This is a genomic window from Microbacterium sp. (assembly GCF_041909575.1).
In the GTDB taxonomy this organism is placed as follows: Bacteria; Actinomycetota; Actinomycetes; order Actinomycetales; family Microbacteriaceae; genus Microbacterium.
On sequence record NZ_JAYRDE010000043.1, the window covers coordinates 1 to 22725 of the forward strand.

A 22725-nucleotide genomic window follows, 5' to 3' on the forward strand; every position below is an offset into this window, starting at 1 on the left:
GAGGAGCGCGGCCTCCCCGCCGACCCGATGGCCGCCTACGCGGCATCCGGCTACCAGCAGCAGATCGCCGACGCGCGCGTCGGCGGCACGCAGGCCGGCTGGGGCGCCTAGCCACAGACCCGCCGGGGTCGTGGGATGCCGATCCCCGCGACCCCGGCGCACCACCTCGACTCCCACACGAAGGAAACACCCCATGACCAACCAGGCAGCCGCCGAGCTCATCGCCCGGTCGAACCGCCTCGGCGCCGACCCGAGGAACACCAACTACGCCGGCGGGAACACGTCGGCGAAGGGAACCGAGACCGACCCGGTCACCGGCGAGCCCGTCGAGCTGCTGTGGGTCAAGGGCTCCGGCGGCGACCTCGGCACGCTCACCGAGTCCGGCCTGGCGGTCCTGCGCCTCGACCGCATGCGCGCTCTTGTGAACGTGTACCCCGGCCTCGAGCGCGAGGACGAGATGGTCGCCGCGTTCGACTACTGCCTGCACGGCAAGGGCGGCGCGGCGCCGTCGATCGACACCGCGATGCACGGACTCGTGGATGCCGCGCACGTCGACCACCTCCACCCCGACTCCGGCATCGCGATCGCGACAGCGGCCGACGGCGAGGAGCTCACCGCGAAGATCTTCGGCGACAGGGTCGTGTGGGTGCCGTGGCGCCGACCCGGGTTCCAGCTCGGCCTCGACATCGCGGCGATCAAGGAGCGGAACCCGCAGGCGATCGGCTGCATCCTCGGCGGCCACGGCATCACCGCGTGGGGCGACACCTCCGCCGAGGCGGAGCAGAACTCCTCAGGAATCATCGCCACAGCGGCCGAATACATCGAAAAGCACGGCAAGGCTGAGCCTTTCGGAGGAGTTCGTGCGGGCTTCGAGGCCCTCCCCGAGCCCGAGCGGCGCGCGAAGGCCGCCGCGCTCGCCGCGACGATCCGCGGTCTGGCCTCCACCGACAAGCCGATGGTCGGCCACTTCACCGACGCTGACGTGGTGCTGGACTTCCTCGCCTCCGAGAAGGCCCCCGCCCTCGCGGCGCTCGGCACGAGCTGCCCTGACCACTTCCTGCGCACGAAGGTCAAGCCGCTCCTCCTCGACCTGCCGGCAGACGCCTCGGTCGAGGCATCCGTCGCCCGCCTTGAGGAGCTGCACGAGGAGTACCGCGCCGACTACCAGGCGTACTACGACGCGCACGCGACCCCCGACAGCCCGGCGATCCGGGGCGCCGACCCGCTCATCGTGCTGGTGCCGGGCGTGGGGATGTTCTCCTACGGCGCGAACAAGCAGACCGCGCGCGTGGCGGGCGAGTTCTACGTCAATGCGATCAACGTGATGCGCGGCGCCGAGGCGCTGTCGACGTACACGCCGATCTCTGATGCCGAGAAGTTCCGCATCGAGTACTGGGCCCTCGAGGAGGCGAAGCTGCAGCGCATGCCGAAGCCGAAGACGCACCAGGGCCGCATCGCGTTCGTCACGGGTGCGGCATCCGGAATCGGCAAGGCCATCGCGACCCGCCTCGCCGCCGAGGGCGCGTGCGTGGTCGTCGCCGACCTCGATCTCGAGAAGGCGCAGGCCGCGGCCGCCGAGCTGGGCAACGCGGATGTCGCGATCGGCGTGGCCGCGAACGTCGCCGACGCCGCGGGCGTGCAGGCCGCGATCGACGCGACCCTGCTCGCGTTCGGCGGCATCGACCTGGTCGTCAACAACGCCGGGCTCTCGCTGTCCAAGCCGCTGCTGGAGACCACCGAGCAGGACTGGGACCTGCAGCACGACGTCATGGCCAAGGGCTCGTTCCTCGTCGCCAAGGCTGCGGCGAAGGCGCTGATCGAGCAGAAGCTCGGCGGCGACGTCATCTACATCTCGTCGAAGAACTCCGTCTTCGCGGGACCGAACAACATCGCGTACTCCGCCACCAAGGCAGACCAGGCCCACCAGGTGCGGCTGCTCGCGGTGGAGCTCGGCGAGCACGGAGTGCGCGTCAACGGAATCAACCCCGACGGCGTCGTGCGCGGCTCGGGCATCTTCGCCGCCGGCTGGGGCGCCAACCGCGCCGCGACCTACGGCGTCAAGGAAGAGGACCTCGGCCAGTACTACGCCAACCGCACGATCCTCAAGCGCGAGGTCGTGCCCGAGAACGTCGCCGACGCCGTCTACGTCCTGACGGGACCGGAGCTGAGCCGCACGACCGGCCTGCACATCCCGGTCGACTCCGGCGTCGCGGCCGCATTCCTGCGATGAGCGGAGTGGTCGCGGCCGTCGACCTCGGAGCGACGAGCGGGCGGGTCATGCTCGGGTACGTCGACGACGGGATGCTGCGCCTCGAGGCGGTCTCGCGGTTCCCGAACGGACCGGTGCCCGGCCCCGACGGACTCCACTGGGACTTCACGGCGCTGTACCGTCACGTGCTCGACGGCCTGCGCGAGGCGGTGGCCCGGGAGCCGGGGCTCGCGAGCGTGGGCATCGACTCGTGGGCCGTGGACTACGGGCTGGTCGAGGGCGGCGAGGTGCTCGGCGAGCCGTTCCACTACCGAGACGACCGCACGGCCCGCGGCGTTGAGCTCGTGCACGCCCGCGTGCCCTTCGACGAGCTCTACCGCCGCAACGGGCTGCAGTTCCTCCCCTTCAACACGCTGTACCAGTACGTCACCGAGCGCGCACTCATCGACGCCGACGCCGCGCTGCTGGTTCCCGACCTCGTCGCGTTCCTCCTCACCGGCGCCCGGGTCGCCGAGCGCACCAACGCCTCGACCACCGGGCTCGTCGACGTGCGCACCGGGCAGTGGGACCTCGACCTCGCCGAGCGCCTGGGGATCCCGGCATCCGTCCTTCCGCGCCTCGTCGACCCCGGCGAGGGGCTCGGCCCGCTCACCGGCGCGGCCCGTGAGCGCATCGGCGCACCGCTCGAGGTCGTGGCTGTGGGCTCGCACGACACCGCGTCGGCCGTCGTCGCGACGCCGCTGAGTTCGCCGGATGCCGCCTACATCTCATGCGGCACGTGGGGACTCGTCGGCGTGGAGCTCGACGCGCCCGTCGTGAGCGACGCCGCCCGCGAAGCGAACTTCACCAACGAGGGCGGGGTCGACGGGCGCATCCGCTTCCTCCACAACGTCACCGGGCTCTGGCTGCTGAGTGAGTCGGTGCGCGCGTGGGAGGCCGAGGACGGCGCCCCGATCGACCTCCCGCAGCTGCTGGAGGCCGCGGCATCCGTCGACGGCGACGTCGCCCTCTTCGACGCGAACGATCCGCGGCTGTCGGCCCCGGGCGACATGCCCGCGCGCATCGCGGCCGTGCTCGACGAGGCGGGCGCCCCTGTGCCGGCCTCGCGCGCCGCCTTCGCGCGCACAATCGTCGAGAGCATCGCCGACGCGTTCGCGCGCGCCGTCGCAACGGCCGGGCGCCTCACCGACCGCGAGATCGACGTCATCCACATCGTCGGCGGCGGCGCCCTGAACCGCCTGCTGTGCCAGGCGACCGCGGACCGTTCCGGACTTCCGGTGCTCGCCGGCCCGGTCGAGGCGACCGCCCTCGGCAACGTGCTCGTGCAGGCGCGCGCACACGGCTGGTTCGGAGCGGATGCCTCGCTCGAGGATCTCCGTGCGGCCGTCGTCGCCGCGTTCCCGCCGGTGCGGTACGAGCCCCGCGCGGGTTAGGTCTGCCGCGCTCCCGCGGCGCGACAGACCTGCGCTCAGCCGCGCCCGGGCGCTCGCTCGGACGGGTTGCCCGAGGTCTCCAGGCAGTTGGAGGCGCCGCCCGTTCCGGCGTGCGGTCCGGGGTTTCCTCCCTCGGCGTGATCGGCGACCTTGACGTGCACCGTTCCGAAATACGAGAAGCCCGGGGTGGTGCCCGCGCTGTCGACGCAGTGGGCCGCGGATGCCGCGCCCGTCGAGCCGAACATGATGGCTGCGGCGACGGCTGCCACAGCCGCGCCCATGGACAGGGTCTTCTTCATCGAATCCTCCGATCGTCAGGGGGAAGTCCCCCCGGAGTGATTCGGTGCGGCCGACGATTCGGATCCTCGGCGGTGAGGCAGCGGAGCCCGCTCAGGCCGGAGACCGGCGAGCGGCCCGTTCAGCCAGCCGGGGAAGAGCTCGCCCGGACCACGAGATGGGGCTCGAGCGACACCATCCGGCGCTGGTGCGGGTCGCCGCTGAGCTCCTCGAGGAGCAGTTCGAAGGCGACGGCGCCCATCTCCATACCGGCCTGCGCGACGGTGGAGACCGGGATCGCGGCATCCCGCGCCGCGGCGTTGTTGTCGTATCCGATCACTGCGAGATCCTCGGGCACGCGCAACGCCCCCTGCACGGTGTGGATGATCGACAGGGCGACGAGGTCGGACGTCGACACGACCGCGTCGGGGCGCACGAGCGGTCCGAGTTCCCGCAGCCGCCGCCCGATCGCGGCGCCTTCGGCGAGGTGGTCTTCGAACGCGACGTGCTCGACGGTGAGCGCGACGCCGTCGGTCTCGTCGACGGCTCGGCGCACACCGTCCAGTCGCTCCTGGATGGGCGCGAGACGCACCGGACCCCCGACGAAGTGCAGCCAGCGGCGCCCGAGCTCGATCATGTGCCGAGCGGCCAGGTAGCCGCCGAGCTCATCGTCGCTCACGACGGACGAGCCGTAGTGGACGGGTCTCGCGACGTTCAGCACGACCGACGGGCCGCGCAGCCCCTCCGGCTCGCGGTAGTCGGCGGCGGCCTCGAACGGTGCGATGAGGATGCCGGCGAACCTCGCCTCGTCGAAGACCCGCAGCAGCTCCTGCTGCTTCTGCTCCGCGTTCACGCTGCTCGCCACGAGCAGCGAGTGGCCCGCGGCCGTGGCCGCCTCCTCGGCGCCACGCGCGATGTCGACGAAGAACGAGTTCGCGAGATCGGTGACGATCATCCCCACCGTGCGGGACCTCCCGCGGGCGAGCGAGCGCGCCTGCCCGTTCGGCACGAAGTCGAGGAGGACGATGGCCTGCTCGATCGCCTCCTGTGTCGCCGGTGCCACCTTGTCGCGGTGGTTGAGGAAGTTCGAGACGGTGCCGACGGAGACTCCGGCCACGCGAGCCACGTCCGACAGCGTCGAGCGCCGTGCGCCGCCGCGTCGCACGCGCTTCGCGGGGCTGTCCGCCGTGCCGGTCACTCGCGCTCCTCTCCGCCGGTTCGTGGTCGCCGCGCCCTCTCGTTGCTCATGGCGCTTCGGGCGTCTCCCGGAGGAGACACGACAGTTCATTCTCGATGATGAATCGCCCGCTCAGCGGATCATCGCGTCGCGGTTCGGTGCCCGTCACGGCAGCTGCACCTCGACGATGTGCGGGAGTGCGCCGCGCGAGAAGCCGACGTGCACATCGACGGAGCCGGATGCCGCGACCCAGGATCCGTCAACCCGGCGCGAGAGCGCCTCGACGTCGATCGGCACGCGCACCGCGCGCTCCTCGCCCGCGGCAAGGCGCACCGCGCGGAAGCCGGCGAGCTGGAGGGTCTCGGACGCGGCGGCGCGCGCATAGAGCTGGACGACGGCCTTGCCGCCGCGGTCGTCGCCGCAGCGCAGCCGCACCACGACGTCCTGGCCATCCGCGCGCACCTCGACGAACGAGATCTCGGCGTACCCGAGCCCGTGACCGAACCAGAAGGCGGGACGGATGCCGCGCCGCTCGTATCCGCGGTAGCCCACGTCCACGCCTTCGGCGTACTCGACGCGGCCCTCGGCATCCGGCTCGGTCGGCTCGGGGGGCAGCGGCGCGTCGGGCACGGTGAGGGGCAGCCGCCCGCCCGGCTCGGCATTGCCGGACAGCAGCGCCGCCAGCGCCGGCGCGAACCGCTCGCCGGCGTGCCCGAGGTGCAGGATCGCGGCAGCGCGCTCGCGCCACGGCATCACGACGGGGCCGCCGCCGTGGGTCACCACGACGACGGGCACGCCCGTGGCGGCGAGCGCCTCGATCACCTCGGCCTGTCCCGCGGGCAGCGTCAGCTCGTCGGCGTCCATCGCCTCGCCGGTGACGCGGCCCGCGAGCACGACGACCGCATCGGCTCCGGCTGCCGCGGCCACCGCCGCGTCGAGTGCGGGGTCGAGCGCGGCCGTCCCGAGGACGACGTGGGGCATGATCGGCGTTCCCGGCACGGCGATCGCCGCCCCGGTGCGATAGCGGGCGACGAGCGTGCGCTCCCGGTCGAGGGCCGGAATGACGCTCTGCAGCACATAGTGCGGGCCGGCGATCATGGGCGAGGCCTCGCGGAAGCCGTGCGCGATCGGCGAGCCGTCGACGCGCACGTCGAGCTCTCCGGCGAACTCCGCGGTCAGGACGAGCGGACCGCCGGGGGGCAGCACCGCGGTGAGCTCGGCGGACCACGCCGCGTCGGGGCGTGCCGGGTCGGCGCGGAGCTCGGCGACATCGAGCTCGACGCTGCGCGAGCCCGCGGCATCCGTCACCACCGCCGTCAGCCGCACGCCGTCGCCTGCGCGCAGGGGCGGGAGCGGAACGTTGGCGAAGCCGGCGGCGGCCGCGATCGTCTCGAGTCCCGCAGCCGACAGCGCCGGTGCGAGGTCGGGGATGCGCGCATCGGTCAGCGTCACGCTCGCGGCGCCGCCGACCACCAGCCGGTGCCGCACGTCCTCCGCCCCGACGAGGGCAACACGGGCCCCCGGCGCGAGCGGCAGGGTGCCGTCGTTGACGAGGAGCACCGCGCCGTCCACGGCGACGCGCTCGGCAAACGCGAGAGCCTCCGCCGTGCCGAGCCCTGCGGGGTCTGCCTCCCCGGTGGGCTCGACGAGCCCGACCTGCTCGGCGGCGCGGCGCACGTGCCGGGCAAGACCGGACACGACGTCGTCGGGCGCAGCCGCGACCATCTCGGCCGTGCGGCCGGCGAGCTCCTCGAGCCCGGCGATGTCGAGCCCCGCGCGCAGGGCGGCTTCGGCATCCCTCACCGCGAAGAGGAAGTCCGGGATCGTGACACCCTCGAAGCCCCACTCGTCCCGCGGAAGCTGCAGCAGCTCGGGCGACTGGCACGCGTACACGCCGTTGAGGCGGTTGTACGAGCCGAGCAGTCCCGCGACGCCGTGGCGCTGCACCGCGCGCCGGAACGGCGCGACGTAGACCTCGTGCAGTGCGCGCTCGTCCATGCGCACGTCGATCGCGTCGGTGCGCTCCCCGAAGGGCCCTTCGCCGGTGCGGAGCCGCTCGACGTTGTTGCCGACGTAGTGCTTCGCGACAGCCATCGCTCCGCGGGATTGGATGCCGCGCCCCATGCGGCCACCCAGCTCGCCTGCGAGCAGCGGATCCTCGCCGAGGTTCTCGCCGATGCGCCCGGAGTGCGGATCCCGCGCGATGTCGAGCGCCGGCGCGAGGAGCACGTTGTGGCCGGATGCCAGCAGCTCGGCGCCGAGCACCGCGCCGTACTCCTCCGCCAGTGACTCGTCGAACGTCGCGGCGAGGGTGATGGCGCTCGGCAGCGCCGTGGCGCCGTCGACCCCGCGGATCCCGCAGCTGCCGTCGGCGTACGAGAACGGGGTGACGCCGCCCGCCCTGAGGTCGTTGAGCGCGATCGCCTCGTCCTCAGCGCGGCTCATACGGCGCTCCGCGCGGCGAGAGCCCGCTCCGGGTCGGCGACCACGGGCGCGGAGACCACGATGCGATGGATGCCGGGGCCGACCCGCTCGGGCGCCGGACCGTCGCCGAGCAGCACGACCGAGTCCGGTCCGACGGGAAGATCGAGCACCGCTTCGGCGCCGAAGGGCACCGACAGGTCGATGACCAGGCCCTCGTCGGCGAGGCGCCAGTCGATCCCGACCGGACCGAGCGCCGAGCGGATCTCCGCCGACACCTCGGTGATGCCGACGGTCGGTCGCGGCGCGACGAGGATCTCGCGGTACCCGGGGCGCGCTGCCACCGGGGCGAGCCCTGCCGCCGTGCGGTACACCCAGTCGATGACGGCGCCGTAGGCGTAGTGGTTGAACGAGAGCATGCCCTCGCCGGTCTCCATGTCGCCGGGGTGGATCGAGCCGTCGGGCCGGAGGGCGTCCCATCTCTCCCACACCGTGGTCGCCCCGCGCTCCACCTGGTAGAGCCACGACGGCGCCTCGCGACGCAGGAGCATTGCGTACGCCTCGTCGAGGTGGCCGGTGCGGGTGAGGGCGGGCAGCACGAGCGGCGTGCCGAGGAACCCGGTCGCGATCCGGCCCGACTCCTCCCGCACGAGTGCGGCGAGGCGGTCGCCGAGGCCGGCGATCTGCTCGGGCGGGGCGATCCCGAACTCGATGGCGAGCGCGCAGCCCGACTGCGTAGTGGCGGCGTGCTCGCCCCATCGGCTCCAGGCCGCAGCGGCGACGCGCTCCGCGAGGTCGTCGGCGCGCGCGGCCCGACCGGCGTCGCCGACGAGCCGCTCCGCGCGGGCCAGGAGACGCGCGCTCCAGCTGAAGAACGCGTTCGCGACGAAGTCCCCCGAGACCTTGGCCTCCCACGGCCGATCTCCCGGGGCATCCGGGTCGAGCCAGTCGCCGAACTGGAACTCGCTCGGCAGCAGACCGACCTCGCCGGCCCGACGCTCGAGGTGGTCGACCCAGCGCCGCATGCTCGTGAGCTGCTGCGCCATCGTCTCGTTGCTGCCGGTCGACTCGTACACGGCCCAGGGCACGATGGTCGCGGCATCCGCCCACCCGGCGCGGCCCATGATCTGCGACTCTCCGGTGGAGTCGAAGTCAGTGTCATGGATGATGTTCGGCACGACGGCGGCCACCGAGCCGTCGTCGTCCTGGTCGATCTCGAGGTCGACCAGCCACGAGCGCCAGAACGCCTCGCTGTCGAACAGGGTGGTCGCCGTCGCGGCGAACGCCTGCGCGTCGCCGGTCCAGCCGAGCCGCTCGTCGCGCTGCGGGCAGTCGGTCGGCACCGACACGAAGTTGTCGCGCTGCGACCAGGCGACATTGGCGTGGAGCTTGTCGAGCGCCCGCTCGCTGCTGCGGAAGCTGGATCGCTGCGCGGTGTCGGAGCTGATCGCGATGCCCGTTGCCTCGACCACCTCGGCGCCGGTGACGTCCGCGTACTGGAAGCCGTGGAAGGTGAAGGCGGGCTCGAGCACGTGCTCGCCGTCGCGGTCGAGCACGTAGGTGTCGGTCGCGCGCGCCGTGCGCAGGGCGGCGACGTGCAGGCCGCCGTCCTCCTCGAGCACCTCGGCGTGGCGCACGACGACCCGATCGCCGGCCTTTCCTCGGACGACGACGCGCATCCACCCGGCGATGTTCTGCCCGATGTCGATCGCGACCCGGTCGTCGTGGCGGGTCAGTGCGCCGGGGAGCTCGGCCACGGTCCGCACCGGCGGTGCGAAGCGCGGGCGGAAGAGCGCGCGGTCGACCTCGAGGGTGCGGACGCCCGTCCAGGCCGAGTCGTCGAATCCCGGGCGGTCCCAGCCCTGTGGCTCCCGTCGGAGGTCGACGTCGGATCCGTCGTAGATGCTCGTCATGAGGAGCGCGCCGGTGGACGCGCGCCAGTCCTCGTCCGACCCGATGCGCACGGAGGTGCCGTCGGCGAGATCGACGTCGAGCTGGGCGAGCAGGCCGATCTCCCGTCCGTAGTGCTCGCGCTGGTTGCGCCATCCGAGGCGCCCGCGGTACCAGCCGTCGGCGAGACGCACGGCCAGGACGTTCTCACCGGCGGAGAGGTGCGCGGTCACGTCGTGGGTCGCCACGAGGATGCGCTCCTGATAGGCCGTCCAGCCGGGGGCGAGGTGCTCGTCCCCCACGGCGGCGCCGTTGAGTCGTGCGTCGTGGAGGCCCAGCGAGCTGATCCGCAGACGCGCGCGCACCGGCGGGCCGGCGAGGGTGAACGACCGGCGCAGGTAGGGGTTGGGGCCTTCGGTCTGCGAGTCGACCGAGATGACGGGAGCTCCCAGGTCGTCCAGCGCACCCTCCACCTCGAAGTCGTCGCTCCACGGCGACCATCCTTGCTCCGTCGCAATGCGCACGCGGAAGGCGCGGACACCGCCGTCGGGGAGCGCGCCGCCGGGCGCGGTCACCGCGATCGAGTCCTCGCCCTCGGCGACCGGCTCCTCGATCCACTCCCCGCCGTCACGCCAGGCGATCTGCGAGCCGAGCTGCCGCGCCGCGGTCGTGCTGCGCACCTCCCATGTGAGGCGCAGCCCCTCCCGCGGCACACCCAGGAGGTCGCGCGGATGCTGCGACCGGACAGAGGACACGACGGTCCCCCCATCGAGAAGGGTGAACGGGGCAAGGGAGGTCACAGGATGTTCCTTTCGGCGACGCTGCGCGGATGAAGCGCTTCAACGATACGACAGCAGACATCGATTGCACCAGTCAAGATCGCGCTGGCATTTCTGGACGGTCTGGTCGAATGTTACCGAGAATACGGGCTGTAACCGTTCTGTGACCCCCGAGCAGGTTGACACGAGCGGATTCTCCGACTTACAGTCTGTGGTGTTGAACCGCTTCAACAGACCCGTCCGCAGCATCACGTGTTTACATGGAGGTAAGCAATGACCATCCGCACCCCGCGACGTGCAGCCCTGGCCCTGGTGGCCGGCGGCGGAGCCGTCGCGCTCGCGCTCGCCGGCTGCTCGGCCGGAGGAGGAGGCGGCGACGAGGGCTCGGGCGAGCCCGTCACCCTCACCCTGCTGGCCGACAACTCGGAGTCGACGCTCGGACCCACGCAGGCGATCGTCGATGCCTTCAATGCGCAGAGCGACAATGTCACGGTCGAGGTCGAGACGCGCCCCCAGGGCGCCGAAGGCGACAACGCCGTGAAGACGCGCCTGTCCACGGGCGAGATGACCGACATCTTCCAGTACAACTCGGGCTCGCTCTTCCAGGCGCTCAACCCGGACTCGACGGTGCTCAACCTCGCCGATGAGGACTTCATCGACAACCTCTCCGACACCTTCGTCAGCGCGGTGTCGACCGACAACGGCGTCTACGGCGTGCCGATGGGCACCGCCATGGGCGGCGGCGTGCTCTACAACATCGGCATCTACGAAGAGCTCGGACTCGAGATCCCCACGACGTGGGACGAGTTCATCGCCAACAGCGAGGCGGCGAAGGATGCCGGCTACGCCGGCGTCATCCAGACCTACGCCGAGACCTGGACGTCGCAGCTGTTCGTGCTCGGCGACTTCTACAATGTGCTCGCCGCCGACCCGGACTGGGCCGAAGGCTACACGGCGAACGAGCGCAAGTACGTCGACGAGCCTGCGCTGGCCGGATTCGAGCACCTGCAGGAGGTCTTCGAGGCCGGAGTGCTGAACGAGGACTTCGCGTCGGCGACCTACGACGACGGCGTGCGCATGGTCGCCACCGGCGAGGGCGCCCACTACCCGATGCTCACCTTCGCCATCCCGCCGATGGTCGAGAACTATCCCGAGGCCGCAGAGGGCGTCGGCTTCTTCGCCCTGCCGGGCGACGGTCCCGACAACGGCCTGACCGCGTGGACACCGTCCGGCCTGTACGGTTCGGCGACGACCGAGCACCCCGAGGCGGTCAAGGAGTTCCTGGCCTTCGTCGCGACGACCGAGGCCTGCGATGCGCAGACCGAGGCCGTGGGCGCTGCGGGTCCGTACCTGGTCGAAGGCTGCACGATCCCAGACGACGTGCCGCGGTCGGTCGCCGACATGCTGCCCTACTTCGAGACCGAGGGCGGTTCGCTCCCGGCGCTGGAGTTCCTCTCCCCGATCAAGGGACCGGCACTCGAGCAGATCACGGTCGAGGTGGGCTCAGGCATCCGCTCCGCCGAGGACGGCGCCGCCCTCTACGACGAGGACGTCATCAAGCAGGCGCAGCAGCTCGGTCTCGAAGGCTGGTGACCCGTCTGCCTGCCTAGGTCAGACTGAATCGAGGGGCCGGTCCGGCGCTCGCCGGCCCGGCCCCTCTCATCTTCTCCCCGACACGAGAGATCCGGATCATGTCGATCACACCCTCCGCGGCGGCCCTCCAGGAGGCCGAAGACATCGCCGACGGCGATGCTCCGGGCCTCCGGCGCACCCCCCGCCGCCGCAAGCCCGGCAGCAACATGGCCAAGCAGTACCCGATGTGGTTCTACCTCCCCGCGGGCATCCTGTTCATCGTCCTGTTCATCGTCCCGACCATTGCGAGCTTCTACTTCTCGCTGACGCGCTGGTCGCTGTTCGACATCCAGTTCATCGGCTTCGCGAACTACGTGCAGTTCTTCAAGGAGCCCGCACTCGTTCAGGGCTTCACCAACACCTTCATCTTCGGCTTCGTGACCTCGGCGCTGAAGGTCGTGCTCGGCCTGCTCATCGCGCTCGTCCTGACCGGGCGCATCATCGGCCGCACCTTCCTGCGCGCGGTCATCTTCTTCCCCGTGCTGGTGTCGACCATCGGCGTCGGCATCACCTTCAAGGTGCTGATGGACCCCTTCGACGGCCTCATCAACAACGCGCTCGCCGTCATCGGCATCCAGGGTCCCGCCTGGCTCACCGACCCCGCCCTGGCGATCTACTCGGTGGCGCTCGTCGACGTATGGCGCGGTGTGGGCCTGGCCACGCTCATCTTCATCGCGGGCATCGTCGCGATCCCGCAGGAGTACTTCGAGGCGGCGAAAGTCGACGGCGCCTCGGCGTGGAACAGCTTCTGGAACATCACCCTGCCACTGCTGCGCCCCGCCACCGTGACGGTCATCATCCTGTCGCTCATCGGCGGCCTGCGCTCCTTCGACCTGATCTGGGCGATGACGAAGGGCGGCCCGGGCTTCAGCAGCGATGTCATCTCGTCCGTCATCTTCAAGCAGTACCAAGCCGGGTTCTTCGGACTCTCCGCGGCCGGCAACGTGATCCTCTTCCTCGTCGTGACGGCCGTGATCGTGCCCATCTTCTGGGCCCTCAACCGGAAGCAGGTCGAGCAGTGATCGCCGTCCGCCGCAACATCACCGGCATCATCGCCATCGTCGTCGCGCTGATCGTCTTCATCGTGCCGTTCAGCTTCATCCTGCTCACGGCCATGAAGCCCCAGCAGGAGGCATCCCTCCTGCAGTTCAGCTGGCCCGAGCAGTTCGCCTTCTTCGAGAACCTCGTCGAGGTGGTCTCGGCTCGCGACTTCATGCTCATCTGGGCCTTCATCAACTCGACGATCCTGACGGTCGTGTCGGTGACCCTCATGGTGATCTTCTCCGCGATGGTCGGCTGGGTCCTCCAGCGGCGCCCGAGCAGGCTCAACCCGCTCATCAACTTCCTCGTGCTGAGCGGGCTCATCATCCCGCCGGCGGTCGTCCCCACGATATGGGTGCTGCAGGGTCTCGAGCTGTTCGGCAACCTTCCGGGCCTGATCCTCATCGAGGTCGCGTTCGGCCTGTCGTTCTGCGTCCTGATGTTCCGTGCGTTCATCTCCACGATCCCGCGCGAGCTCGACGAGGCCGCGACGATCGACGGCGCCGGTCCGCTGCGGCTCTTCTTCACGGTCGCGTTCCCGTTGCTCAAGAGCGTCATCGTCACGGTCATCGTGGTGCAGTCGGTGTTCGTCTTCAACGACTTCCAGAACCCGCTGTACTTCCTGCCGGGAGAGCCCACCGTCCAGCTCACGCTCTACAACTTCTCGAGCCAGTTCAGCACGCAGTGGAACCTGCTGTTCACGAACATCCTGCTCATCACGATCCCGCCGTTGGTGATGTACATCTTCTTCCAGAAGCAGATCGTCGCCGGCATGACCAGCGGCGCCGTCAAAGGCTGACCCGCGTGCTGCGAAGGGGTGGATGTCGCGGCATCCGCCCCCTCGCACCGCCGTTCGTCAACCCCTGTCGGCGTGCCGATCGCACGCCTAGCGTGAGCGCATGACCGACGAACGCCGTGCAGAGGACGAGCCCATCGAGCAGGACGCCCCGACGGGAGGCGACGAGACCACCGAGGACCAGCTCGAGGCCGACAACCCGGCCGAGGAGGACACCCTCAAGACCCTCGACCCCGACGCCCCGCCCGCCTGATCTCTCCTCCGGCCGGGCTCGCGCTCCCGGCGGGCTCGCGCTCCCGGCCGGCTCGCGCCCGGCCGGCTCGCGCCCAGGCTCATAACTCCTGCACATTCGTCGGGATCAGGCGGCCAGCCCGCGCGATTCGCGCAGCGGGGCCGACGCAACGACGCAAGTGCAGGAGTTATGCGCCGCGCGGCGACTCCGCGCCGCGCGGCGACTTAGCCTCGGGCGCGCTGCTACGCCTCGCGCGTGATCGTCACCTTCACGTGCAGGTGGGACTTGAACGGGCCGGCGTACACGCCGCGCAGCGGCGGGACGTCGCCGTAGTCGCGGCCGCGTCCGACCAGCACGTGCCGATCGCCGATCTCGATGTTGTTGGTGGGGTCGAACCCCTGCCACTCGCCGGCGAACCACTCGACCCACGCATGGGACTCACCCGTCACTGCGACGCCGACCTCGGCCGACGGGCGCGGATGCAGGTAACCCGACACATACCGGGCGGGGATCCCGACCTCGCGCAGGGCCCCGAGCGTGATGTGGGCGATGTCCTGGCAGACGCCCTTGCGAGCCTCCCACGCCTCCTGGGCCGTGGAGTGCACGCCGGTGATCCCGTGCATGTACTCGACGGCGTCGCCGATGCCGGTGGCGATCGCGTGCGCTGCCCGGCCCGGGTGGTCGTGCTGCGACGCGAGCGAGCGGGCGAGATCGGCGACCTCGGGATGCGGGCGCGTGCGTCCCGTCTGAACGAGCTGCTCCACGGTCTCGATCGAGCGGTTCGACTCGCGCGAGAGGCCGTGCCACGTGACGTCGACGTGCTCGAGCGGCCGCGGCCGCACCTCGACGAGCGACTTCGCGGTGATCGTGAGCGCCGCGTGGGGCGAGAGAACGTCGAACGCGGCGACGCGCGTGCCGAAGTAGTCCACGTACTGGTTGACCGACGTCGACGGCTCGATGTCGAGCGACGAGTTCAGCACGAACTGGCTGTCGGTCGAGCCGGGCAGCATCCGCGCCTCGTTGTACGACGCAGAGACGTCACCCTGGTAGCTGAAGCCGGTCTGATGCTCGATGCGGAGGCGCTTCATGAGATCTCTCCGATCCAGCTCGGCTCGGCCTGCGTCGGGAAGAACCGGCTGCGGATGGCTTCGGATGCCTCGCGCGTGACCTTCTGCACACGGTCCATGTGCTGCGGCAGCTCGCCGAGGATCTCGCCGACCGGCCGATACTCCAGGTCGTTGCGGATCTGCCCCAGCGCGCGCAGCACGGTGTTGGAGTGGCCGACACGGTCGGCGCGCGGATCGATGGCGCTCATGCACTCCTCGGCGCGCTGGATCGAGTAGATGATCGACCTCGGGAACAGCCGGTCCAGCAGCAGGAACTCCGCCGCGTTTCGCGCGCTCGGCATGCCCCGGTAGGTGCGCAGGTACGCCTCGTACGCGCCGCACGATCGCAGGATCGTGGTCCATGACGGACCGGATGCCTCGGTCAGCGACCTCGTCGCGAGCAGCCGCGCGGTCATGTCGGTGCGCTCGATGCTGCGGCCGAGCGTGAAGAACTGCCAGGCCTCGTCGCGGCTCGTGGAGGAGTCGACGATGCCGACGGCGAGCGCTGCGCGCTCGCGCACCCACTGGAAGAACTCGTGCACCCGGTCGGCCTGCAGGCGCCGCGGCATCCGAGCGTTCGTGGTGTTGAGGGTCTCCCACAGTTCGGTGGAGACGATCTCGCGCGCGCGGCGCGCATTCTCGCGCGACGCCGTCAGCGCGTACGCGATGCTCGAGGGATTCATGCGGTCCACGGCCAGTCGTGCCAGCACGTCCTCGCGGCGCACGTGCTCGACGCCCTCGGGCGGGACGGATCCCATCACGCTGAGCAGCGACCGGCAGGCGGTGTCCTCATCGATCCACGGGTCCTCGAGCAGGAGCTGGAGGTGGACGTCGAGGATGCGCGCGGTTCCGTCGCTGCGCTCGATGTAGCGCCCGATCCAGAACAGGCTCTCGGCGATGCGGCTCAGCATGACCCGCCCCCGGTCTGCTGCTGCTGTTCGGCCTGAGAGGACGAGGCGTGGGGCATCTCGCGCGCGTGCTCCTGCTGCTGCTGCTCGTGCTGGTCGCGGCGGTTCCCGTCCGGATCGCGCGGCGAGTGCGCCGGAGGCGGCTGCCCGTCGTAGATGATCGGGATCGCCGCGGTGACGGTCGCAGCCTGGTCGGCGACGAGGCCCGAGACGCCGTGGCCCTGCCCGTACTCCACGTGCGAGGGCGCGGAGCCGCCGATCACCCAGGTGTCCTTCGATCCGCCGCCCTGGCTCGAGTTCACCACGAGCTGTCCTTCCGGGAGGGCGACACGGGTGAGGCCACCCGGAAGCACCCACACGCCCTCGCCGTCGTTGACGGCGAACGGCCGCAGGTCGGCGTGACGCGGGCGCATCCCGTCCTCGACGAGGGTCGGGATCGTGGAGAGCATCACGACGGGCTGGGCGATCCAGCCTCGCGGATCGGCCAGGAGCCGCTGCCGGAGCTTCTCGAGTTCGGCGGGCGAGGCATCCGGGCCCACCACCAGGCCCTTTCCGCCCGAGCCGTCGACGGGCTTGACCACGAGCTCGTCGAGGCGGTCGAGCACCTCCTCGAGGGCGTTCGGGTCCTCGAGCCGCCAGGTGTCGACGTTCTTGAGGATGGGCTCCTCCGCCAGGTAGTAGCGGATCAGGTCGGGGACGTAGGTGTACAGGAGCTTGTCGTCGGCCACGCCGTTGCCCACGGCGTTGGCGATCGTGACGTTGCCCAGACGCGCGGCGAGCATGAGGCCGGGAGCGCCCAGCATCGAGTCGGCGCGGAACTGCAGCGGATCGAGGAACTCGTCGTCGACGCGGCGATAGATCACGTCGACGCGCTTGGGGCCGCGCGTGGTGCGCATGAACACCTTGCCGCCCACGCACAGCAGGTCACGACCCTCGACGAGCTCGACGCCCATGAGCCGCGCAAGCAGCGTGTGCTCGAAGTAGGCCGAGTTGTAGACGCCCGGCGTCAGCACCACGACGTTGGGGTCGTCGATGCCCGCCGGCGCCGAAGCCCGGAGGGCGGCCAGGAGCTTGTTCGGGTAGTCGCCGACGGGTCGCACCCGCATCGAGACGAACAGCTCGGGAAGCGTCTGCGCCATGACCCGGCGGTTCGAGATGACGTAGGAGACGCCCGACGGCACGCGCACGTTGTCTTCGAGCACGCGCATCTCGCCGTGCTCGTCGCGGATCAGGTCGATGCCCGACACCTGGATGCGCACGCCGTTGGCGGAATGGATGCCGGCGGCCTGCCGGTAGAAGTACTGCGACGAGGCGATCAGCCCGGCCGGGAGGACCTCGTCGCGCACGCAGTGCTGGCGACCGTAGGCGTCGTCGAGGAATGCCTCGAGCGCGAGCACGCGCTGCTTGACGCCGGCCTCGATGCGCGACCACTCCTCGTACGTGATCACGCGGGGCACCGCATCGAGCGGGAACGGCCGCTCCTCGCCCGCGAAGTCGAATGTCACGCCCTGCGCGAGGTAGGAGCTGGCGAGGGAGTCGGTGCGGCCGCGCAGCTCCTCCTGGGTCATCTGGGCGAGCGCCTGGTAGAGCTCGCGGTAGGCGTCGCGCGACTCGGCGAGGTCGCCCGGGTGGGCCGGGCTGCCGAACATCTCGTCGTACGCGGGGACCCCGGACGCCGTCTTCCGCGGCGCCAGGGTGGAGCCGTAGCCGTCGAAGAGATCTCCCATGCAAGAAGCCTAGCCGGGGGCGTGTTGCCGGAGTGTTTCGCTCTCCGCCCCGGAGGAGCCTCGGCCTCAGCAGACGATCACGAGATTGAAGTAGGCGTCGGCCGGCACGCCGTCCGCGTCCGTGACCTTGACTTCGGCGATGTCGCCGTTGGGGAACACACCGGCGGTGTAGCCGCCGATCGCAGGTGACACGATGCCGTTGCAGTAGGTGATGTCGGTGTCGAAGGTGACCTCGTACATCCCCACGTCGACGCGGGTGCTCGAGACGCCTCTGCTGGCGATCCACAGCGTGCCGTCGTTGTTGACGTACGCGGACATCTGCGGGGTGTAGTACCCGAGCACGTCGATGACGAGGTGCACCGACGCCGAGAAGTTCTTCACCTCGATCTGCCGCTCCGTGTACGGCGTGATGGCGGCCGTGGGCGTTGAGGTGGCGTTGGATGCCGCCGTGTAGGAGAGCATCGTCGAGCCCGGCGCGCTCACGGCAGACGGATACGCGACGAGTCGTCCGGATGCCGACGCCTGTGTGCTCGTCAGAGACAACGAGACGGCCGCGGCGGCGGGAGGGATGCCGCACCCGCCCGACGTTCCACCCTGCCCGGGGAACCCGGTGGTTCCGCCGACATAGAACTCCCGGATCGCGCCGGCCGCGAGCTTTCCGCCACCGGCCCGGGTGTCGACGATGCGGCACGGGGTGATCGGCACATAGAGGAGCTCGGTACCCACCCCGTAGGACACCGCTGCGGCCGCGTCCGATTCGGCTGATGCATCCGAACGGCCGGAGGCCGGGGGCTTCTCCCCACCCGGGTCGCCCACGGCGAAGGTCACCGCGGTTCCGGTTACAAGCCCCGTGGCGAGGACTGCTGCGGCGACGAGGCCGAGAGCGGTGCGCACACTGATGTTCATCGTCGTACTCCTTCGGACGGGCCGTGAAGGACATCACGGCGCAGGGAGAAACGACCCGGCGAGGGTCGCCCGTCCCCCGGAGACGGTGTGATCGCGATCATGGCCCCGCGAGCCAGCGCGCGCAAGACCCCCGCTCTCCGCCCCGGAGGGTTCACGCCGACGTACGCTGTCCTCGTGACGTCGTCTCGCGCGGACCGCGGCATTCCGGCGCCCTACGGGTGGGCCGCCGGGGTGGGGGCCGTCGCGCTCGGCGCCGGTCTCGGGGAGCTCGCCGCCGCTGTCATCGCGCCGGCATCCGGTCCGTTCACGGCCGTGGGCTCAGCGCTGATCGACCTGGCTCCGCCGTGGGCGAAGGATGCCGCGATCGCCCTGTTCGGCACCGCCGACAAGATCGCGCTCCTCGTCGGGATCGCCCTCGTCGTGCTCCTGCTCGCCGCGCTCGCCGGATGGCTCGAGGTGCGCCGGCCGCCGTGGGGCCGCGTGGTCGTCGTGGCTTTCGGCGCGGTCGGGGCGGTCGCCGCGGTCACGCGCGCGAACGCCGGTCCGCTCGCGTGGCTCCCGTCCGTCGTCGCGGGCGTCGGGGGCGCCGTCGCGCTGTGGTGGCTGGTGCGGATGCTGCGCCCGGCCGGCAGCAGAACTCCACAGGATTCGACTCCGACGCCGGTCGACGCCTCCCTCAGCGGCGCGTCGTCATCGGATCCGTGGAGTTCTGCCGCGGGGCCGGGCCGCCGGGCGTTCCTGCTGTGGTCGGGAGCGGCCGTGGTGGCCGGCGTCGTCGCGGCGGGCGTCGGGAGCGCCATGCGCGCGGGAAGCGCCGCCGTCTCGGCCATCAAAGCGGTCGTGCTGCCGAAGGCCGCGGTCGCGGCGCCTCCGATCCCCGCCGGCGCGGAGCTCGACATCCCGGGGCTCGCCCGCGTCGTCACCCCGACCGATCAGTTCTACCGGATCGACACCGCGCTCATCGTGCCGAATCTCGACCCGGCGAACTGGAACCTCCACATCAAGGGCATGGTCGAGGAAGAGGTCATGCTCACCTGGGACGACCTGCTCGAACTGCCGCTCGAGGAGCACCACACCACACTCGCGTGCGTGTCGAACGAGGTGGGCGGCACCCTCATCGGCAACGCGCTGTGGCTGGGCTACCCGGTGCGGGAGCTGCTCGCCCGCGCTCGCCCCACCGCCGACGCCGACATGGTGCTCTCCCGCTCGATCGACGGGTTCACAGCATCCACTCCGCTCGAAGCGCTCACCGACGACCGCAACGCCCTGCTCGCCGTCGGGATGAACGGCGAGCCGCTGCCGCCGGAGCACGGGTTCCCCGCGCGGCTCGTCGTGCCCGGCCTGTACGGCTACGTCTCGGCGACGAAGTGGGTCAAGGAGCTCGAGGTGACGCGATTCGACCGGGCGCGGGCGTACTGGACCGATCGGGGCTGGTCCGAGCGCGGCCCGATCAAGCTGCAGTCCCGCATCGACGTTCCGCGCAAGGCTCAGGGGCTCAAGGCCGGCGAGGTGGTGATCGCCGGTGTCGCGTGGCAGCAGCACGTCGGCGTCGCAGGCGTCGAGGTGCAGATCGACGAGGGCGCGTGGCAGCCGGCGACGCTCGCCACCGCGATCTCGTCGGACACCTGGGTGCAGTGGAGCATGCCCTGGACGGCCGTCGAAGGCGACCACCTCATCCGGTGCCGCGCGGTGAGCGCGACCGGCGAGGTGCAGACATCCGACCGCGCCCACCCCGCGCCCGACGGCGCGACGGGCTGGCACGAGCGGTTCGTCAGCGTCTTCGCCTGAGCGACCGCGAGAGCCGGCCGGTCAGGCCGCGAGGACCACCCGCAGCTGCTCCACGGCCCAGTCGAGCTCGGTGGCGCGCACGACGAGCGGCGGTGCGATGCGGATCGTGTGGCCGTGGGTGTCCTTCACCAGCACGCCGCGCGCGATGAGCCGCTCGGCGATCTCGCGGCCGGTCCCGACGGCAGGGTCGATGTCGACTCCCGCCCACAGTCCGGCCACCCGCACGGCGGTGACCCCCTGTCCGACGAGGCCCGCGAGGCGCATCTCGAGGTGCTCGCCGAGCGCCTTCGCCCTCGTCTGGAACTCCCCGGTCCGCAGCATCTCGACCACGCGCAGCCCGACGGCGGCCGCGAGCGGATTGCCCCCGAACGTCGACCCGTGCTCGCCCGGGCGAATCACTCCGAGCACCGCGTCGTCCGCCACGACGGCCGACAGGGGGAGGATGCCGCCCCCCAGCGCCTTCCCGAGGAGGTACACGTCGGGCACCACGCCTTCGCGATCGCACGCGAACGTCTCGCCCACGCGGCCCAGACCCGACTGGATCTCGTCGGCGATGAACAGCACGCCGTTCTTGGTGCAGAGCTCGCGCACCGCCCGGAGGTATCCCTCGGGCGGCAGCACGACGCCGGCCTCTCCCTGGATCGGCTCGATGAGCACCGCGGCGGTGTTCTCGTCGATCGCCGCCTCGATCGCCGCGGCGTCGCCGAACGGCACGTGCACGAAGCCGGGGGCGAAGGGGCCGAAGTCATCCCGGGCCTGCGGGTCGTCGCTGAACCCGACGATCGTCGTCGTGCGGCCGTGGAAGTTGCCGTTCGCGACCACGACGGTCGCGGCATCCGGAGCAATGCCCTTCACGCGGTAGCCCCACGCGCGCGCGACCTTGATGCCGGTCTCGACGGCTTCGGCGCCGGTGTTCATCGGCAGCACGAGGTCCTTGTTGCACAGCTCGGCGAGCGCCTCGGCGAAGGGTCCGAGACGGTCGTTGTGGTAGGCGCGGCTGGTGAGGGTGAGGCGGTTCAGCTGCTCCTGCGCGGCAGCGAGGATCGCCGGATGACCGTGCCCGAAGTTCAGCGCCGAATAGGCCGACAGCAGGTCGAGGTAGCGCTTGCCCTCGACATCCGTCACCCATGCGCCCTCGCCGCGCGAGATGACCACGGGGAGCGGGTGGTAGTTGTGGGCGACGTGCGCGTTCTCGTCGGCGATGATGCGGGCCATGGCGGTGTCGACCGCGGGCGAGGTGGTCATCGGGTCGTCTCCTGTCCGTGCCGCAGCTCGAGGGTGCAGCACTTGATGCCGCCGCCGCCGAGCAGCAGCTCGGACAGGTCGATCAGCACGGGGTTGTAGCCGCGCTCGCGCAGCTGGGCTTCGAAGCCCGTGGCGCGTGGCGAGATGAGGACGTTGAACCCGTCGCTGGCGGAGTTCAGGCCGAACACCGCGCCGTCCTCGTCGGCGACGCGGATCGCGTCGGGGTAGCGGTCCTCGAGGATGCCGCGGCTCGGCGCATCGAAAGCCGCAGGGAGGTAGGCGATGTTCGCCTTCTCGACTCCGCCGGGTCCTTCGACGGGATCGAGCACCGAGATCGCGGTGTCGAGGTGGTAGAAGCGCGGGTCGACGAGATTGAGGCTCACGACCTCCCTGCCGAACACGTCGCCGAGCTCGCGGTGGCTGTCGCCGGTCGAGCGGAAGCCCGTGCCGGCGAGGATCGTGTCGCCGACGAGGAGGAAGTCGCCCTCGCCCTCGTTGACCTCGACGGGCTCGGCGACGTCGAAGCCGCTCGCACGGAACCAGTCCATGAACGCCGGGCCCTCGGGGGCGCGCTCGGCGAAGCGGAACTTCGCGCCGTACGCGACTCCATCGATCACGAAGCCGCCGTTGGCGGTGTAGACCATATCGGGCAGGCCCGGGATGGCGTCGATGAGGCGGACGTCGTGGCCGAGCGCGACGTAGGCGTCGTAGAGGGTCTGCCACTGGGCGACGGCCTTGGCCGTGTCGGTGGGGTTGGCCGGCTCCATCCACGGGTTGATCGTGTAGCTGACGGTGAAGTGCTCCGGCCGGCACATCAGGTAGGTCCGGTGCTGCTGGATCCGGGTGCCCGGGCTGGTCGCCTCGGCGATGGGCGCGGTGTTCTGCGTGGACATCTTGCTCCTTGGGAAGGGGCGGCGGACGCTGTCCAGAGGCCCGGCGGAGCTGCGGAAGCCGGCACACGGGCACGCCACGGCCATTCTCTCACCAGCGCCCGGGATTGAGGCGTGCCGAGCGGCGCAGGTCCCGACGCCGGGCGGGCGAGGGGTGGCTTTCGGCGCGCGGCCTCCCCCGCCGGGCGCATAACTCCTGCAGTTCGGGCCGAGAGACCGCTCCCGCGGCACTCGCCGCGGCGTGTCGCACCGAAACTGCAGGAGTTATG

At 70.9% G+C, this 22725-nt stretch carries 17 protein-coding genes; 7 read left to right on the forward strand and 10 right to left on the reverse strand.

Going from position 1 to position 22725, the window contains the following annotated elements:
* Nucleotides 1-193: 193 nt before the first annotated feature.
* Nucleotides 194-2230: a bifunctional aldolase/short-chain dehydrogenase gene (locus ACE3O1_RS07875; RefSeq protein WP_374314196.1), complete on the forward strand. Its 2037-nt coding sequence runs from the start codon at nt 194-196 to the stop codon at nt 2228-2230.
* Nucleotides 2227-3642 carry a rhamnulokinase family protein gene (locus ACE3O1_RS07880; protein ID WP_374314198.1) on the forward strand — a complete coding sequence of 472 codons (1416 nt, stop codon included), beginning with the start codon at nt 2227-2229 and terminating at the stop codon, nt 3640-3642. The genes ACE3O1_RS07875 and ACE3O1_RS07880 overlap by 4 nt, the downstream gene beginning before the upstream one ends.
* A 35-nt stretch (nt 3643-3677) precedes the next feature.
* Here ACE3O1_RS07880 and ACE3O1_RS07885 read toward each other — a convergent pair whose 3' ends face one another.
* From ACE3O1_RS07885 to ACE3O1_RS07900, 4 genes are all read right to left on the reverse strand, one after another.
* On the reverse strand, nt 3678-3941 hold the full coding sequence (locus tag ACE3O1_RS07885) for a hypothetical protein (RefSeq protein WP_374314200.1): 264 nt from the start codon (nt 3939-3941) through the stop codon (nt 3678-3680).
* A gap of 119 nt (nt 3942-4060) precedes the next feature.
* Nucleotides 4061-5116, reverse strand: a complete 1056-nt coding sequence (locus ACE3O1_RS07890) for a LacI family DNA-binding transcriptional regulator (protein WP_374314203.1) — start codon at nt 5114-5116, stop codon at nt 4061-4063.
* Nucleotides 5117-5260: 144 nt separating this feature from the next.
* Entirely contained in the window at nt 5261-7540 is a 2280-nt protein-coding gene (locus tag ACE3O1_RS07895; RefSeq protein WP_374314205.1) for a beta-glucosidase, read from the reverse strand.
* Nucleotides 7537-10206: a family 78 glycoside hydrolase catalytic domain gene (locus ACE3O1_RS07900; protein ID WP_374314208.1), complete on the reverse strand. Its 2670-nt coding sequence runs from the start codon at nt 10204-10206 to the stop codon at nt 7537-7539. The genes ACE3O1_RS07895 and ACE3O1_RS07900 overlap by 4 nt, the downstream gene beginning before the upstream one ends.
* 252 nt (nt 10207-10458) lie before the next feature.
* Here ACE3O1_RS07900 and ACE3O1_RS07905 point away from each other — a divergent pair, with 252 nt between their 5' ends.
* From ACE3O1_RS07905 to ACE3O1_RS07920, 4 genes are all read left to right on the forward strand, one after another.
* A complete protein-coding gene (locus ACE3O1_RS07905; protein WP_374314210.1) occupies nt 10459-11778 on the forward strand; it encodes an ABC transporter substrate-binding protein in 1320 nt (439 codons plus the stop codon).
* 98 nt (nt 11779-11876) lie between these two features.
* The gene (locus ACE3O1_RS07910; protein ID WP_374314212.1) at nt 11877-12839 is read left to right on the forward strand and encodes a carbohydrate ABC transporter permease; all 963 of its coding nucleotides are present in this window, start codon (nt 11877-11879) and stop codon (nt 12837-12839) included.
* Nucleotides 12836-13657, forward strand: a complete 822-nt coding sequence (locus ACE3O1_RS07915; RefSeq protein ID WP_374314214.1) for a carbohydrate ABC transporter permease — start codon at nt 12836-12838, stop codon at nt 13655-13657. Before ACE3O1_RS07910 ends, ACE3O1_RS07915 begins: the two co-directional genes overlap by 4 nt.
* Before the next feature lie 100 nt (nt 13658-13757).
* Nucleotides 13758-13907, forward strand: coding sequence for a hypothetical protein (locus tag ACE3O1_RS07920; protein WP_374314216.1), 150 nt, complete (start codon nt 13758-13760; stop codon nt 13905-13907).
* 221 nt (nt 13908-14128) lie between these two features.
* Here ACE3O1_RS07920 and ACE3O1_RS07925 read toward each other — a convergent pair whose 3' ends face one another.
* The 4 genes from ACE3O1_RS07925 to ACE3O1_RS07940 form a co-directional block, all read right to left on the reverse strand.
* Nucleotides 14129-14974: a transglutaminase N-terminal domain-containing protein gene (locus tag ACE3O1_RS07925; RefSeq protein WP_374314218.1), complete on the reverse strand. Its 846-nt coding sequence runs from the start codon at nt 14972-14974 to the stop codon at nt 14129-14131.
* Nucleotides 14971-15903 carry an alpha-E domain-containing protein gene (locus ACE3O1_RS07930; protein ID WP_374314220.1) on the reverse strand — a complete coding sequence of 311 codons (933 nt, stop codon included), beginning with the start codon at nt 15901-15903 and terminating at the stop codon, nt 14971-14973. Before ACE3O1_RS07930 ends, ACE3O1_RS07925 begins: the two co-directional genes overlap by 4 nt.
* Entirely contained in the window at nt 15897-17627 is a 1731-nt protein-coding gene (locus ACE3O1_RS07935) for a circularly permuted type 2 ATP-grasp protein (protein ID WP_374314222.1), read from the reverse strand. Before ACE3O1_RS07935 ends, ACE3O1_RS07930 begins: the two co-directional genes overlap by 7 nt.
* Before the next feature lie 66 nt (nt 17628-17693).
* Complete coding sequence (locus ACE3O1_RS07940; protein ID WP_374314225.1) at nt 17694-18533, reverse strand: hypothetical protein; 840 nt, start codon at nt 18531-18533, stop codon at nt 17694-17696.
* Nucleotides 18534-18632: 99 nt separating this feature from the next.
* Between ACE3O1_RS07940 and ACE3O1_RS07945 the strand changes: the two genes are divergently transcribed.
* Nucleotides 18633-20321 (forward strand): molybdopterin-dependent oxidoreductase, encoded by a 1689-nt coding sequence (locus tag ACE3O1_RS07945; protein WP_374314227.1) that lies wholly within the window; start codon nt 18633-18635, stop codon nt 20319-20321.
* 21 nt (nt 20322-20342) lie between these two features.
* Here the strand turns inward: ACE3O1_RS07945 and rocD are convergent, their stop codons facing one another.
* Nucleotides 20343-21566, reverse strand: coding sequence for an ornithine--oxo-acid transaminase (gene rocD / locus ACE3O1_RS07950; RefSeq protein ID WP_374314229.1), 1224 nt, complete (start codon nt 21564-21566; stop codon nt 20343-20345).
* Nucleotides 21563-22459 (reverse strand): dimethylargininase, encoded by an 897-nt coding sequence (gene ddaH / locus ACE3O1_RS07955; protein WP_374314231.1) that lies wholly within the window; start codon nt 22457-22459, stop codon nt 21563-21565. The genes rocD and ddaH overlap by 4 nt, the downstream gene beginning before the upstream one ends.
* Between the last annotated feature and the right edge of the window lie 266 nt (nt 22460-22725).